The following is a 14082-nucleotide window of genomic DNA, read 5'->3' on the forward strand; positions in this document are numbered from 1 at the left end:
GGGCTGCCGCCGAAGTAATGGTAGCCTTGGCGGTTTCGATCAGGTTGTCCAGTTCCAGCGCTTCGACACGTGCGGTGTTGAAGACCTTGGACTTGTCCTTGAACGAAACATGCTTGCGCCGCTCGTCCAGCACCATGATTTCCTTGTAGCCTTGCTGCAGCAGCTCGTCGGTACGGAACACGCCGCAATAGTGCTGCATGGTCTTGCGGATATCGCCGGCCACGTCTTGCACGCGCTCGGAACCGGTGCTGGTTTCCAGCTTGGCCAGGCGCGCCAGGGCGACGTCGGCGGCATCTGCCGGCAAGGGCTTGTTGCTGCGTTCCTTGAGCTTGCTGTCGACGATGTGGTTGCCGGCTGCGCGGCCGAACACCACCAGGTCCAGCAGCGAGTTGGTGCCGAGGCGGTTGGCGCCGTGCACCGAGACGCAGGCACATTCGCCGATCGCGTACAGGCCGTTGACCACTGCGTTCGGGATGCCGTTCTTCGGCACCACTACCTGACCATACACATTGGTCGGGATACCGCCCATTTGATAGTGGATGGTAGGCACGACCGGGATCGGCTCTTTCAGAGCGTCAACGTTAGCGAACTTGTGGCCGATTTCCAGAATCGAAGGCAGGCGCTTCATGATGGTTTCGGCGCCGATGTGGCGCAGGTCCAGCATCACGTGATCCTTGTGCGGACCGCAGCCACGGCCTTCCTTGATTTCCTGGTCCATCGAACGCGACACGAAGTCGCGCGGGGCCAGATCCTTCAAGGTCGGCGCATAGCGCTCCATGAAACGTTCGCCGTTGGCGTTGATCAGGATACCGCCCTCGCCGCGCACGCCTTCGGTGATCAGCACGCCCGCGCCGGCAACGCCGGTCGGGTGGAACTGCCAGAATTCCATGTCTTCCAGCGGCAAACCCGCGCGCGCCGCCATGCCCATGCCGTCGCCGGTATTGATGAAGGCATTGGTCGAAGCTGCCCAGATACGCCCTGCGCCGCCGGTAGCCATCACCGTGGTCTTGGCTTCCAGGATCATGACTTCGCCGGTTTCCATTTCCAGCGCAACCACGCCGATGACATCGCCTTCGGCATCGCGCACCAGGTCGATCGCCATCCACTCGACGAAGAAGTGGGTCTTGGCGCGCACGTTGCGCTGGTACAGCGTGTGCAGCAGCGCATGACCGGTACGGTCGGCAGCGGCGCAAGCGCGCGCTACCGGCTTTTCGCCGAAGTTGGCCGAGTGGCCGCCGAACGGACGCTGGTAAATGGTGCCGTCGGCGTTGCGGTCGAACGGCATGCCGAAGTGCTCCAACTCATACACGGCCTTTGGCGCCTCACGGCACATGAACTCGATTGCATCCTGGTCGCCCAGGTAATCGGAGCCCTTGACGGTGTCAAACATGTGCCAGTACCAGCTGTCCTCGGACATGTTGCCCAGCGAAGCGCCGATGCCGCCCTGCGCCGCCACGGTGTGCGAACGGGTAGGAAATACTTTCGACAATACTGCGACATTCAAACCAGCTTCCGCCAACTGCAGCGAAGCACGCATACCGGAACCACCGGCCCCAACGATTACCGCATCAAAGCGGCGTGTAGGAATTGTGGATTTGATTGCTGACACGATTACACTCTCCACAAAATCTGCGCCGCCCATCCGGCACAACCGACCAACCACAGGATTGTGGCAACTTGCAAGACCAGGCGCACGGCAACCGGCTTGACATAATCCATCCAGATATCACGCACGCCTATCCAGGCGTGGAAAAACAGCGCCATCAGCGTCACGAACGTCGCGAGCTTGAACCACTGATGCGAAAACAGGCCAGCCCAGCCGTCATAGCTGAAGTTGCTGGCTGTAAGGAAGGAAACCAGGAGGATGACGGTGTAGACCGCCATGACCACTGCTGTAACGCGCTGCGCCAGCCAGTCGCGCAAGCCGTAATGCGCCCCTACTACCAGGCGTTTGCCGCCAATATTGTTGTCAGCCATCAGAATGCTCCGAACAGTTTCAATGCAACGATCAGCGCCAGCGGCACGCTGATGATCAGGACCCCGGCAGCCGATTTGCGCGCGCTATCCTTGGTCAGGCCGATGTGGTTATCCATGACGAGGTGGCGGATGCCGGCGCAGAAGTGGTGCAGGTAAGCCCAGGACAGGGCCAGGATGACAAGCTTTACGAAACAGTTCGAGGTAAAGCCTTTGAAGTATTCGAAAGAACTTTCAGATACCAGGCTTTTATCCAGCAAGAACAAGATAAAAGGCAAGAGCAAAAACATCAACAAGCCACTAATGCGATGCAAAATCGAAATAATGCCTGCCAGCGGCAAGCGGTAACCGACAATTTGAGTAATGTTTATATTACGAAACTGTGGCCGATTGGGTTTCGCGGCTTCAGACATGACAGGGTTCTCCTCAGTTTAAAAATTTGCGACAAAAGCGCAATCCCGCAATTTTCGCCGATTTTTGTGCAGCACACCAATAGTTATTATTCAATATTGCGAATAATCATCGGCGCTCATCCTGATGCTTTGCCATTTTGCCACCAGCCGTCGGTATCGACAGGGAGCAAGCGCGCCAACCCTACTCAGCTCAACTCAGTTCGTTCTGGTAGTGATGACGATTGGTTACATACAAGCCGCGCCGCACTTCCACCGGCTTGTCGCCATAAGTGAAAGACACGCGCTCCACACACAATAAAGGCGACGATTTTTCCACCGCCAGCAACTGCGCCGCATCGGCGTCGGCGCTGGCGGCGCGGATCTGTTCGGTGGCACGAATCATGCGCGTGCCGAATTCGGTTTCAAACAGGCCGTACATCGGGCCCTTGTATTCCACCAGGCGCTCCAGCGTCAGGGCCTTGAACAGCGCGCCCGGCAGCCACAGCTCTTCGAGTATGGTCGGCACGCCGTCGAACGCCATGACGCGCTTGACATACACTACCGAGTCGCCCGATTTCATGCCCAGCAGGCGCGCGATTTCCGCCGGCGCGCGCAGACGTTTCAGTTCGATGACTTTTTTATCGGTAACTTGCGGCTGGTCGCTGTCCGGCATCAGGCGCAGGAACCGGAACTGCGAACGCGCTTCGTGATGGGTGGCGACAAACGTGCCCTTGCCCTGGCGCCGCACCAGCAGGTTTTCCGCGGCCAGCTCGTCGATCGCCTTGCGCACGGTGCCCTGGCTGACCTTGAAACGGTTGCCGAGCTCGACTTCGCTAGGGATCAGCTCGCCCGGCTTCCATTCGCCGGATTGCAGGCGCTGCATGATCAGCGCCTTGATTTGCTGGTAGAGGGGACTGAAGGTCGGGGACGATGCCGAGGGAGATGCAGGAACAGCAGCGCTCTGGCTGGCGGGGTCACTGCTCACATTGGACGGGATGGAACTCATAAGCTCAGATTTCACCATAAAACACCCATTGTCGTCCAGCAAAAAATGCGCAATGATATGTCTTATATAAGACATAAGATATTGATTGACATACCATGTTGCCAAGCCTAAACTCGCGGGCATAAGCAATAATTGACGGCTAGCGCCGCGCTCAGATCGCGTTTCATGCAAGAGATGCAAGCCGTGAATTCCGGCTCCCCGCTCAAAGCGAAACAAACTGACGCACGCGGCTTTCGCCGGTATCATTGGAGGTTGCGTAGCTAAGTCACAGCTTCCATTTACAAGGATTTTTGTTATTTAACCGTTCTGTTTGAACGGTTGGGGACAGAGTAATTCGCCACGCTGCGGTGGCTCTTAAACTCTGTCCCGCAAATATTTTTAACTCTCTCTGGAGATTCAACATGGCTAAGTCCCCTCTGCGCGTTGCCGTTACCGGCGCCGCTGGTCAAATCGGTTACTCCCTCCTGTTCCGCATCGCCAACGGCGACTTGCTCGGCAAAGATCAACCGGTCATTCTGCAACTGCTGGAAATCCCTGACGAAAAAGCACAAAAAGCGCTCAAGGGCGTGATCATGGAAGTCGACGATTGCGCCTTCCCGCTGCTGGCCGGCATCACTGCCCACAGCGATCCGCTGACCGCATTCAAGGATGTCGACGTCGCCTTGCTGGTCGGCGCCCGTCCGCGCGGCCCAGGCATGGAACGCAAGGACCTGCTGGAAGCCAACGCCCAGATCTTCACGGTGCAAGGCAAGGCGCTGGACGCTGTCGCTTCGCGCAATGTCAAGGTGCTGGTGGTCGGCAATCCAGCCAACACCAATGCTTACATCGCCATGAAATCGGCGCCTAACCTGCCAGCCAAGAACTTCACCGCGATGCTGCGCCTGGACCACAACCGCGCCCTGTCGCAAGTCGCGGCCAAGATCGGCAAGCCGGTCGCCAGCATCGAAAAACTGTTCGTCTGGGGCAACCACTCGCCTACCATGTACGCCGACTATCGCTACGCGACAGCCGACGGCGCATCGGTCAAGGACCTGATCAACGACCAGGTCTGGAACAAGGACGTGTTCCTGCCGACCGTCGGCAAGCGTGGCGCTGCGATCATCGAAGCGCGCGGCCTGTCGTCGGCTGCTTCGGCCGCCAACGCTGCCATCGACCACGTGCGCGACTGGGTGCTCGGCACCAACGGCAAGTGGACCACCATGGGTGTGCCATCGGACGGTTCCTACGGCATTCCTGAAGGCACCATGTTCGGTTTCCCGGTCACCACTGAAAACGGCGAATACAAAATCGTCCAGGGCCTGGAAATCGACGCCTTCTCGCAAGAGCGCATCAACCTCACGCTGAAAGAACTGCAAGAAGAGCGTGACGGCGTGAAACACCTGGTCGGTTGATGACCAGGCAGTAACAGGCAAAAACACTCGCAGCACCTGCATGGCAACACAGCCATTGCCATGCAGCGCTTGAATACAGAATTTTTTTACCGCCACACCCAACAAAAAGTCGCAATGCATCCTACCCAGGTCTTATTCCTAGGCAAGCAGCAGCCGGTCTCGCTACCGGTCTGCGATCATTACGCCGGCGCTGAAAAGCTCATGCGTAAGTCGGTCGCGCTGCAACAGGAACTGGGGCCGGTATTCGACATCACGCTCGACTGCGAAGACGGCGCCAGCGCCGGCAACGAAGCAGCACACGCACAACTGGTGGCCGCCGTCATCGGCGGCGCCGACAACCGCTTTGAGCGCATCGGCGCGCGCGTGCACGATAGCGGCAGCGCTTTTTTCGAACAAGACGTAGAGATCATCTGCAAGGGCGCGGCGCGCCGGCTGGCTTACCTGATGTTGCCCAAGGTCGAGAGCCTGGCCGAAGTCAGCGCCGCCATCGCCCTGATAGAACACCACAGCAGCCTGGCCGGACGGCAGGCGCTGCCGGTCCATGTACTGATAGAAACCCACGGCGCGCTGGCCGACGTCTTCGCCATCGCCGCCCTGCCGCAGGTGCAGTCGCTGTCGTTCGGCATCATGGATTTTGTTTCGGCGCACTACGGCGCCATTCCCAGCGCAGCGATGCGCTCGCCGGCGCAGTTCAGCCATCCGCTGGTCACCCGCGCCAAGCTGGAAATCGCCGCGGCCTGCCATGCGCACGGCAAAGTGCCTTCGCATAACGTCACCACCGACATCAAGGACAGCGCCAGCGTCGCTGCCGATGCCGGCCGCGCAGTCAACGAATTCGGCTATACCCGCATGTGGAGCATCCATCCGCAGCAGATCAGGCCGATATTGAACGCATTCACCCCGCCGCAGTCCGAGATAGCCGCTGCGGCACAGATCCTGCTTGCAGCCCGGCAGGCGGACTGGGGACCGATACAACACGAGGGCACGCTGCATGACCGCGCCAGTTACCGTTACTACTGGAGCGTCCTGCAGCGTGCAAAAAACAACGGTGTCGCACTACCTGAAGGCGCAGCAACTTTGTTATAACCGCGCCCCGCCTTTACAAGAAAAGCGGGATGCACACGAAATATATTATGGAGCAATGGAAATGAGAAAGAGTCTGTCTATTTTAGTTTTGCTGTGCGCCGGCCTGGCAGTTGCAGCACCGCAGGTGCAAGCCCAGACCAGCGCCAAGAAAACCGTCAAGAAATCGGCCAAGAAGCCAGCTGCAAAAGCAGCGCCGGCAGAAGTCGACGACGGCGAGGATGAAGGCACACCGGACGTCAAGACTTCGGTTTCCATCGATTACAAGTGCGAACTCGGCAACAAGCTGACCATCTACACCAATGCCGAAGACGACAAGCACGTCGCACTGCGCTGGGGCAAAGCCCTGCACCGCCTGACCCGCGTGGCGACCACCACCGGCGCCAACCGCTTTGAAAACCGCAAATACGGCCTGCTCTGGATCGGCATCCCGGCCAAGGGCATTTTGCTCGATTCGAAAAAGGGCCTGCAGTTGGCCAACGAATGCAAATCGGCTGAGCAGGAAGCCATGCCGGCCGAAGCGCCGGCCGATCCAGCCCATAGCTTGTAATCAAACTGAAAATTAAGCTGAAAACCCAGGAGAAATCATGTCCCGCAACACGTTGAACACACTCAAGGAATTTAAGATTTCCGATTCCAAGAAAGGCAAGTTCTATTCCTTGCCTGCGCTGGAGAAAAAACTCGGCGTCAACATCTCGCGCCTGCCGGTGTCGATCCGTATCGTGCTGGAATCCGTACTGCGTAACTGCGACGGCAAGAAAGTCACCGAAGAACACGTCAGGCAACTGGCCAGCTGGGGCGCGACCGCGGCCCGCACCGACGAAATCCCGTTCGTGGTGGCGCGCGTCGTGCTGCAAGACTTCACCGGCGTGCCGCTGCTGGCCGACCTGGCCGCGATGCGCAACGTCGCCGCCTCGCTCGGCAAGAACGCCAAGAACATCGAGCCGCTGGTGCCGGTCGACCTGGTGGTCGACCACTCGATCCAGATCGACCATTTCCGTGAAAAGAAGGCGCTCGACCTCAACATGAAACTGGAATTCCAGCGCAACAACGAGCGCTACCAGTTCATGAAATGGGGCATGCAGGCATTCGACACTTTCGGCGTTGTGCCACCGGGCTTCGGCATCGTCCACCAGGTCAACCTGGAATACCTGGCGCGCGGCGTCCACAAGAAGGATTCGGTGTATTACCCGGACACCCTGGTCGGCACTGATTCGCACACCACCATGATCAACGGCATCGGCGTAGTCGGCTGGGGCGTGGGCGGCATCGAGGCCGAAGCCGGCATGCTGGGCCAGCCGGTCTACTTCCTGACACCGGACGTAGTCGGCGTCAACCTCACAGGCCAGCTGCGCGAAGGCGTTACCGCCACCGACCTGGTGCTGACCATCACCGAACTGCTGCGTAAAGCAAAAGTGGTCGGCAAGTTTGTCGAATTCTTCGGCGAAGGCACTGCCTCGCTGAGCCTGACCGACCGCGCCACCATCGCCAACATGGCGCCTGAATATGGCGCCACCATGGGCTTCTTCCCGGTTGACGATGCGACCATCGAATACTTTGAAGGCACCGGCCGCAGCAAAGCGGAAATCGACGCTTTCGCCGGCTACTTCAAGGCACAGAACCTGTACGGCATTCCAAAGGCTGGCGACATCGACTACACCACTGTCGTCGAACTCGACCTGGCTACTGTCGCACCATCGCTGGCGGGTCCGAAGCGTCCGCAAGACCGCATCGAAATCGGCAACGTCAAGGCCAACTTTGCCGAACTGTTCAGCAAGCCGATCGCAGAAAACGGCTTCAACAAGAAGATCGAAGACCTGGACGCGACTTACACCAACGCTGACGGCGTCAAGCTGCAGAACGGCGACGTCCTGATCGCTGCCATCACTTCCTGCACCAACACTTCCAACCCTAGCGTCATGCTGGCGGCTGGCTTGCTGGCCAAGAAAGCGGTCGAAGCCGGCCTCAAGGTGCCTGCACACATCAAGACTTCGCTGGCCCCTGGCTCGCGCGTGGTCACCGAGTACCTGGAAGCGGCTGGCCTGCTGCCGTACCTGGAAAAACTCGGCTTCGGCGTCACAGCCTACGGCTGCACCACTTGTATCGGCAACGCCGGCGACCTGACGCCAGCCATGAACGAAGCCATCGTCAAGAACGACGTGGTGGCATCGGCTGTGTTGTCGGGCAACCGCAACTTCGAAGCACGTATCCATCCGAACATCCGCTCCAACTTCCTGGCCTCGCCGCCGCTGGTCGTCGCTTACGCGATCGCCGGCAACATGACGCGCGACCTGATGACCGAACCGGTCGGTAAGGGCAAGGGCGGCAAAGATGTTTACCTGGGCGATATCTGGCCGACTTCGCAAGAAGTCGCCAAGCTGATGAAGTTTGCGATGAACGCCAAGGTCTTCAAGGCTAACTACGCCGACGTCAAGGGCGCCCCAGGCAAGCTGTGGGAAGCCATCAAGGGCGTCGCCGGCGGCGAAGTCTACAACTGGCCGAAATCGACCTACATCGCTGAACCACCGTTCTTCCAGGACTTCACCATGGTGCCGAAGGCAGCTGCCACCGGCATCACCGGCGCCCGCGCGCTGGGCGTGTTCGGCGATTCGATCACCACCGACCATATCTCGCCTGCCGGCTCCATCAAGGAATCCAGCCCGGCCGGCAAGTGGCTGATCGCCAACGGCGTGCTGAAGGCTGACTTCAACTCCTACGGCTCGCGCCGCGGCAATCACGAAATCATGATGCGCGGCACCTTCGCCAACGTCCGCATCAAGAATCTGATGATTCCTGCGACACCGGACGGTTCACGGATCGAAGGCGGCATCACGCTGTTCCAGCCAAGCGGCGAAGAGACCTCGATCTATGACGCCGCCATGCAATACGTCAAGGACGGCGTGCCGACCATGGTGTTTGCCGGTGAAGAGTACGGTACAGGTTCGTCGCGCGACTGGGCGGCCAAGGGCACCCAGCTGCTGGGCGTGAAGGCTGTGTTTGCGCGTTCGTTCGAGCGTATCCACCGTTCCAACCTGGTCGGCATGGGCGTGCTGCCTCTGCAGTTCCTCGGCACCGACAGCGTCCAGACCCTGGGCATCACCGGCAACGAGACTTTCGACCTGAAAGGCATCGACGGCGAAATCAAGCCACAACAAGACGCTACCCTGGTGATCCATCGCGCCAACGGTGAAACCAAGGAAGTCAAGGTCCTGCTGCGCATCGATACGCCGATCGAAGTCGACTACTACAAACACGGCGGCATCCTGCCGTTCGTGCTGCGCCAGTTGCTGGCAGCATAACAATTGTCCGGACTGCCGCCTTTACAGGCGGCGAGTCCGGCAACTGGATCTACCCATGAACGCCGGCCAAACCGGCGTTTTTTCATTTCCGGACCGGACAGTTATCTACGGTAGTTATTCCACATACCGTTAAATCCACTACAATAGAAGCTTGCAGTCTTCCTGCCTCTGAGTCCCATAAAAACTCACAGCAAGCGGTCGTAGGCCAGAAGGCAGCGCAGAACAGCGGAGCATATTCACCAAGGATATGTGAGCATCTCGGTTGCCGCTCCTCGGATGCAAGCATCCGCTACGGTCGCGCAGTAAGACATTGACTATGTGTTGTCAGCCCTTACTCTATCCACTATGCGCCGTCCGTCAAAAAAACCTTCCCGCAAATCTTCCGCCGACAGCCATCGCCTGGCCGAGCTGGCGCAGGCATTGATACAAGCCTCCAGCCGTCTTGAGGAGCGCGCATGGGAACGCGAGATCGAAGCCTTGCTCAACAAGCATTTCAAGGCGCGCCACCAGGAGCCTATCGACGGCGCGCTGGAGCAGCTGTTCCCGGTCGAGCCAGACGCCTACGATGCCTTGATGGATGTGGTCGAAGCCTGCAGCGAATCGAGCACCATCGACTACCAGGGTCAGCAGTACGACTGCCTGCTGGTCGGCATCCCGCTGCTGGCGTGGACCCGTTTTTCGATCGGCTCAGGACCGATTCCGAGCGACGTCATGCTGACCCTCGGCGCCCATCTGCACGCCCACATCCTGGCGCCGGAAGTCATGACCGCCATGGTGCCGACGCTGTATGCGATCGACCAGCTGCCGCGCAGCCACAGCGAAACCTACGCCCTGCTGCAACAGCTGTCGCACGCCGCGCTGACCGCGGCGCCGGTGCGCAGCCCGGCCGATCCGCCGCAGACCGCGCCGTTCCTGGCCGATACCCGCTACCTGCTGGCGGCTCTGGTGGCGCCAAGCGGCATGCCGCTGTTCCGCTGGCAGCTGACGCATGGCCAGCCCGGCCACATCGCCGCCGACAAGGAACAGGCACTGGAGCAATGGCGCAACCAGGTCACGCCCAACATGACGCGCCTGCTGCCGGGCTGCGGCATCCAGCTGTTGCTGCCGGAAGCGTATTTCGCTGCCTGCCGCGAGGCTGACCTGCAGATCCGCCCCGCCTCCCTGCGCGCCGCCAGCTACTACCTGTCGCACACGCTGGACATTGCCTCGAAAGACCTGCACGCCAGCATCGGCCGTTTCAGCGAACAGCCGGAAAGCGGCCGGGTCGACGAATACCGCATCGGCTTTTCGCTGGGCCAGACCAACGAGGTAATCTACGGCGTGGTGTGGCCGCTGTACGGCCCGGAAGAAGCCAACGAAGAAATCGTCAGCCACGCCGGCGACAGCGAGGCCGCCACGGCCGAGCCGGAAACCCCGCTGGAACAGATCCTGAGCCTGCTGCGCGAATGCGGCATCGACGATATCCAGCGCCACGCCGAACTGTTTGCCATGGAATTTTGCGACGATTGCGGCACCCCGCTCTACCCGGACCGGGAAGGCGACCTGGTGCATCCGGAAATGCCTGACGATACGCCTGCCGGGTCGGCGCATTTCCATTGAAGCAGCGGCACGATGCGCTACCGGGCCGGCGGAGATCGCCGGCTCAGTCTTCTTCCAAAGCCTGGAAACGCTGCACCAGGTAATCGATCAAAGTCCGCACCAAAGGCAGCAAGCCGCGCCGCGACGGAAATACCACGTGGATGATTTCATGGCGCGGCCGCCAGTCATTCAAGACATGCACCAGCGTGCCCTGCGCCACCTGCACGCGGATCATCATGGTCGGCAGCTGCACGATGCCGACGCCGGCCACCGCCGCCCGCAGCAAGGCCACCATGTCGCCGGTGATAAACCGCGGCGTGTGATGGATCGCCGCCTTGGCGCCGTCCGGTCCGAACAGGTTCCAGACATGGTTTTGCTGCGCAGTTCCCAGGCCCAGGCTCGGCCAGTCGCTCAGATCCGCCGGCGACGCCGGCAACGGCCGCCCTTTCAGCAGTAGCGGGCTGGCGACCAGGCACTGGCTGCGGTCCGCCAGCACGCGCAGCACCAGGTCGCTGTCCGGGATCGGTGGCGGCCGCACCCGGATCGCGATATCCACCGCCTCCGCCACGACGTCGACCCGGCGGTTGGTCGCCTCCAGCAATACCGTCACGCGCGGATTGGCCGCCATGAAATCGGCCAGCATCACGTCCACATGCGCATGCAGCAAAGCCACCGGGCAGGTCAGCCGCACGGTGCCGCGCGGCTCGCCGCGGGTCAGCTCGATGGCGTCCTGCGCCGCGTCCGCCTCCACCAGCATCGCCTTGCAATGCTCATAGTAGGACTGCCCGACTTCCGTCACCGAAAACTGCCGCGTGGTGCGCTGGACCAGCCGCACGCCTAGGCGCTCTTCCAGCAGTTGCAGGCGCCGGCTCAGCTTGGATTTGGGCATGCCCAGGGCCCGTCCCGCCGGCGCAAAGCCGCCATGGTCGACCACCTGGACGTAGTAGTAGAGATCGTTCAAGTCCTGCATAACAAGCCTTGCATAAAACACCTCATCGTTCACCATATAGGACACTGATGGCCAATTTTACAGACTACCGCTCGCATTGTCCTTGGATTAATCTATTACCTGTACCAACAATGCAACCCATACAAGGAGTCAGTCATGAAAAAAGTCCTCGGCGTCTACAGCGCACCTCGCCAACATTGGGTCGGCGACGGTTTTCCTGCTCGCTCGATGTTTTCTTACACCAGCCACGGCAAGCAACTGAGCCCGTTCCTGCTGCTCGACTACGCCGGTCCGGCTGAGTTCAGCCCCACTACCCGCCCGCGCGGCGTCGGTTCGCATCCGCATCGCGGCTTCGAAACCGTCACCATCGTCTACAAGGGTGAAGTGGAGCACCGCGACTCGACCGGCCATGGCGGCATAATCGGTCCCGGCGACGTGCAATGGATGACGGCAGGCAGCGGCATCCTGCACCAGGAGTTTCACTCCGAAGCATTCACCCGTTCCGGCGGCACGCTGGAAATGGTGCAGCTGTGGGTGAACCTGCCGGCTAAGGACAAGATGACGGCGCCTGGCTACCAAGCCATCGTCGACCGCGACATCCCGGCCGTGGCCCTGCCTGACGGCGCCGGCAGCGTGCGCGTGATCGCCGGCGAGTTCGACGGCCATGCCGGTCCGGCCCATACCTTCACGCCGATGAACGTGTGGGACATGCGCCTCAACCAGGGCGCCAGCACCAAGCTGACCCTGCCGGCCGGCTGGCATTCGGCGCTGGTGGTGCTGCATGGAACCGTGCTGGTCAACGGCGAAACCGTGGCGCGTGAAGCACAAATGGTGTTGCTCGACAACGATGGCAACAGCGTCGATATCGAAGCCAACAACGACGCCGTGGTGCTGGTGCTGAGCGGCGAGCCGATCGATGAAGCGATCGTCGGCCATGGCCCGTTCGTCATGAACAGCCAGGAAGAAATCGCGCAGGCGATCGCCGACTTCAACAGCGGCCGCTTTGCACGGATCGCCGAACCGGCATAATCGTCGTTGCAGCATGAAAAAAGCCGGGCATGTCAGACATGCCCGGCTTTTTTATAATGTAACTCGAGATTGCGGGTTATTCGAACGCCCGCAAGATCGGCTGCAGCACTACCTCGCCCAGGCGCGCACTGCGTGCGCCATCCCAGCCGACCTGCGCATCCGGCAGGATGGCGTTATCCTTGAACGGCAGCTCCAGTGTCAGCGACACGCACTTGAAAGTGTGGCCGATATACTTGGATGCGAGAGTCAGCACGTCGCTGCTGTACTTGCTCGCGGCGTAGCCGTATTTCGTCTGGAAATCCGGGCTGGCGCGCAGGAAATCGTCGATGAATTTCTGCTGTTCCACACCCTGCTGCGGACTGAAATCCTCCAGCATCTCCGATCCCGCCACAAACACGTACGGCAACGCCTCGTCGCCGTGCACGTCCAGGAACAGGTCGCAGCCGGTTTCGTGGATCTTGTTCTTGACCGCGAACACTTCAGGGCTGCGCTCCAGCGTCGGCGTCATCCACTCACGGTTCAGGTTGGCGCCGGCGGCATTGGTGCGCAGGTTGCCACGCACCGAGCCGTCCGGATTCATGTTCGGCACGATATAGAACACTGCATGCTGCAACACCTTGGTCGCCAGCGGATTGGCGCTGTCCAGCAAGGCGTCGACCATGCCCTCGACAAACCATTCCGCCATGGTTTCGCCCGGATGCTGGCGCGCGATGACCCACACCTTCTTGGCAGCGTCGGGATTGCCGATCACCAGCACATTCATGTCACGGCCGTCGACCGTGCTGCCGATATCCAGCACACGCGCCAGCGGCGATTGCTCGGCCTGCCCCAGCAGCGCCAGATGACGCTCCCAGGAGTATGGCTCAAAGTAAGCGTAATAAACACTGTCGTAATCCGGCGTATGGCTGATGGTCATGACCTGGCCGTCAAAGCTGGTCGGCACGCGGAACCAGTTTTCACGGTCGTAGCTGGCCACCGCCTGGTAATTTTCCCAACCCTTTGGGTAAGTGGTGGCGCCGGCATTCAGGAAACGGATGGTGCAGTCTTCATCGCGCGCGCCCTGCAGGCGGAAATAGAACCATTGGGTGAAATCTGCGTGCGAATCCTTGCGGATCTTCAATTCGATTTGCTGAGGACTGTCCGCGCGCACTACTTCAATGGCGGCGGCGTCAAACTGCTGGCTGATTTTTATCGACATAAGATTTTTTGGTGAAGATTGCCGCCCGGATGGGCACAGCGCCTGCCAAAAACCCTAGGTTCGGCAAGGGGCCGCGCGATCCGCCCGGCAATCGGTGGGAAAATTTTATAAAATTTCTCTGTTTTCGGTGAATAACAAAGCAACTAGCCCTGATATAATATCAGGCTTGTCGGGGCGTAGCGC

Annotated in this window: 12 protein-coding genes; 6 read left to right on the forward strand and 6 right to left on the reverse strand. The window is 60.1% G+C overall.

Features of this window, described 5'->3' with window-relative positions; all coding sequences use genetic code 11:
• The 4 genes from sdhA to JWQ61_RS17570 form a co-directional block, all read right to left on the reverse strand.
• Window positions 1-1609: succinate dehydrogenase flavoprotein subunit (sdhA, locus tag JWQ61_RS17555; protein ID WP_304361646.1), on the reverse strand; the 1609-nt coding region annotated here is incomplete at its 3' end.
• Window positions 1610-1611: 2 nt separating this feature from the next.
• Window positions 1612-1977, reverse strand: coding sequence for a succinate dehydrogenase, hydrophobic membrane anchor protein (sdhD, locus tag JWQ61_RS17560; RefSeq protein WP_120236191.1), 366 nt, complete (start codon window positions 1975-1977; stop codon window positions 1612-1614).
• Window positions 1977-2387 (reverse strand): succinate dehydrogenase, cytochrome b556 subunit, encoded by a 411-nt coding sequence (sdhC, locus tag JWQ61_RS17565; RefSeq protein ID WP_304361647.1) that lies wholly within the window; start codon window positions 2385-2387, stop codon window positions 1977-1979. Before sdhC ends, sdhD begins: the two co-directional genes overlap by 1 nt.
• 190 nt (window positions 2388-2577) lie before the next feature.
• Entirely contained in the window at window positions 2578-3372 is a 795-nt protein-coding gene (locus JWQ61_RS17570; RefSeq protein ID WP_183081763.1) for a GntR family transcriptional regulator, read from the reverse strand.
• Window positions 3373-3773: 401 nt separating this feature from the next.
• Between JWQ61_RS17570 and JWQ61_RS17575 the strand changes: the two genes are divergently transcribed.
• From JWQ61_RS17575 to JWQ61_RS17595, 5 genes are all read left to right on the forward strand, one after another.
• Window positions 3774-4763 carry a malate dehydrogenase gene (locus tag JWQ61_RS17575; RefSeq protein WP_304361648.1) on the forward strand — a complete coding sequence of 330 codons (990 nt, stop codon included), beginning with the start codon at window positions 3774-3776 and terminating at the stop codon, window positions 4761-4763.
• 114 nt (window positions 4764-4877) lie between these two features.
• Window positions 4878-5849: a CoA ester lyase gene (locus JWQ61_RS17580; RefSeq protein WP_304361649.1), complete on the forward strand. Its 972-nt coding sequence runs from the start codon at window positions 4878-4880 to the stop codon at window positions 5847-5849.
• 61 nt (window positions 5850-5910) lie between these two features.
• Window positions 5911-6396 (forward strand): hypothetical protein, encoded by a 486-nt coding sequence (locus JWQ61_RS17585; RefSeq protein WP_304361650.1) that lies wholly within the window; start codon window positions 5911-5913, stop codon window positions 6394-6396.
• A gap of 37 nt (window positions 6397-6433) precedes the next feature.
• On the forward strand, window positions 6434-9145 hold the full coding sequence (gene acnA / locus JWQ61_RS17590) for an aconitate hydratase AcnA (protein WP_304361651.1): 2712 nt from the start codon (window positions 6434-6436) through the stop codon (window positions 9143-9145).
• Between the two features lie 345 nt (window positions 9146-9490).
• On the forward strand, window positions 9491-10744 hold the full coding sequence (locus tag JWQ61_RS17595) for a DUF2863 family protein (RefSeq protein ID WP_304361652.1): 1254 nt from the start codon (window positions 9491-9493) through the stop codon (window positions 10742-10744).
• Window positions 10745-10787: 43 nt separating this feature from the next.
• Here JWQ61_RS17595 and JWQ61_RS17600 read toward each other — a convergent pair whose 3' ends face one another.
• Window positions 10788-11693: a LysR family transcriptional regulator gene (locus tag JWQ61_RS17600; RefSeq protein WP_304361653.1), complete on the reverse strand. Its 906-nt coding sequence runs from the start codon at window positions 11691-11693 to the stop codon at window positions 10788-10790.
• A gap of 135 nt (window positions 11694-11828) precedes the next feature.
• Here JWQ61_RS17600 and JWQ61_RS17605 point away from each other — a divergent pair, with 135 nt between their 5' ends.
• Window positions 11829-12701, forward strand: coding sequence for a pirin family protein (locus tag JWQ61_RS17605; protein ID WP_304361654.1), 873 nt, complete (start codon window positions 11829-11831; stop codon window positions 12699-12701).
• 76 nt (window positions 12702-12777) lie between these two features.
• Here JWQ61_RS17605 and JWQ61_RS17610 read toward each other — a convergent pair whose 3' ends face one another.
• Window positions 12778-13899: a M14-type cytosolic carboxypeptidase gene (locus JWQ61_RS17610; protein WP_304361655.1), complete on the reverse strand. Its 1122-nt coding sequence runs from the start codon at window positions 13897-13899 to the stop codon at window positions 12778-12780.
• Window positions 13900-14082: the final 183 nt, after the last annotated feature.

The organism is Collimonas fungivorans (genome assembly GCF_028292705.1).
Lineage (GTDB): Bacteria > Pseudomonadota > Gammaproteobacteria > Burkholderiales > Burkholderiaceae_D > Collimonas > Collimonas fungivorans_B.

What these genes read in the sequence shown, in the direction of transcription:
- JWQ61_RS17570 (WP_183081763.1), bottom strand. Translation starts at nt 3,372, where the DNA reads ATGAGTTCCATCCCGTCCAATGTGAGCAGTGACCCCGCCAGCCAGAGC.
- sdhD (WP_120236191.1), bottom strand. Translation starts at nt 1,977, where the DNA reads ATGGCTGACAACAATATTGGCGGCAAACGCCTGGTAGTAGGGGCGCAT.
- JWQ61_RS17595 (WP_304361652.1), top strand. Translation starts at nt 9,491, where the DNA reads ATGCGCCGTCCGTCAAAAAAACCTTCCCGCAAATCTTCCGCCGACAGC.
- JWQ61_RS17605 (WP_304361654.1), top strand. Translation starts at nt 11,829, where the DNA reads ATGAAAAAAGTCCTCGGCGTCTACAGCGCACCTCGCCAACATTGGGTC.
- JWQ61_RS17585 (WP_304361650.1), top strand. Translation starts at nt 5,911, where the DNA reads ATGAGAAAGAGTCTGTCTATTTTAGTTTTGCTGTGCGCCGGCCTGGCA.
- JWQ61_RS17600 (WP_304361653.1), bottom strand. Translation starts at nt 11,693, where the DNA reads ATGCAGGACTTGAACGATCTCTACTACTACGTCCAGGTGGTCGACCAT.
- JWQ61_RS17610 (WP_304361655.1), bottom strand. Translation starts at nt 13,899, where the DNA reads ATGTCGATAAAAATCAGCCAGCAGTTTGACGCCGCCGCCATTGAAGTA.
- JWQ61_RS17575 (WP_304361648.1), top strand. Translation starts at nt 3,774, where the DNA reads ATGGCTAAGTCCCCTCTGCGCGTTGCCGTTACCGGCGCCGCTGGTCAA.
- sdhC (WP_304361647.1), bottom strand. Translation starts at nt 2,387, where the DNA reads ATGTCTGAAGCCGCGAAACCCAATCGGCCACAGTTTCGTAATATAAAC.
- JWQ61_RS17580 (WP_304361649.1), top strand. Translation starts at nt 4,878, where the DNA reads ATGCATCCTACCCAGGTCTTATTCCTAGGCAAGCAGCAGCCGGTCTCG.
- acnA (WP_304361651.1), top strand. Translation starts at nt 6,434, where the DNA reads ATGTCCCGCAACACGTTGAACACACTCAAGGAATTTAAGATTTCCGAT.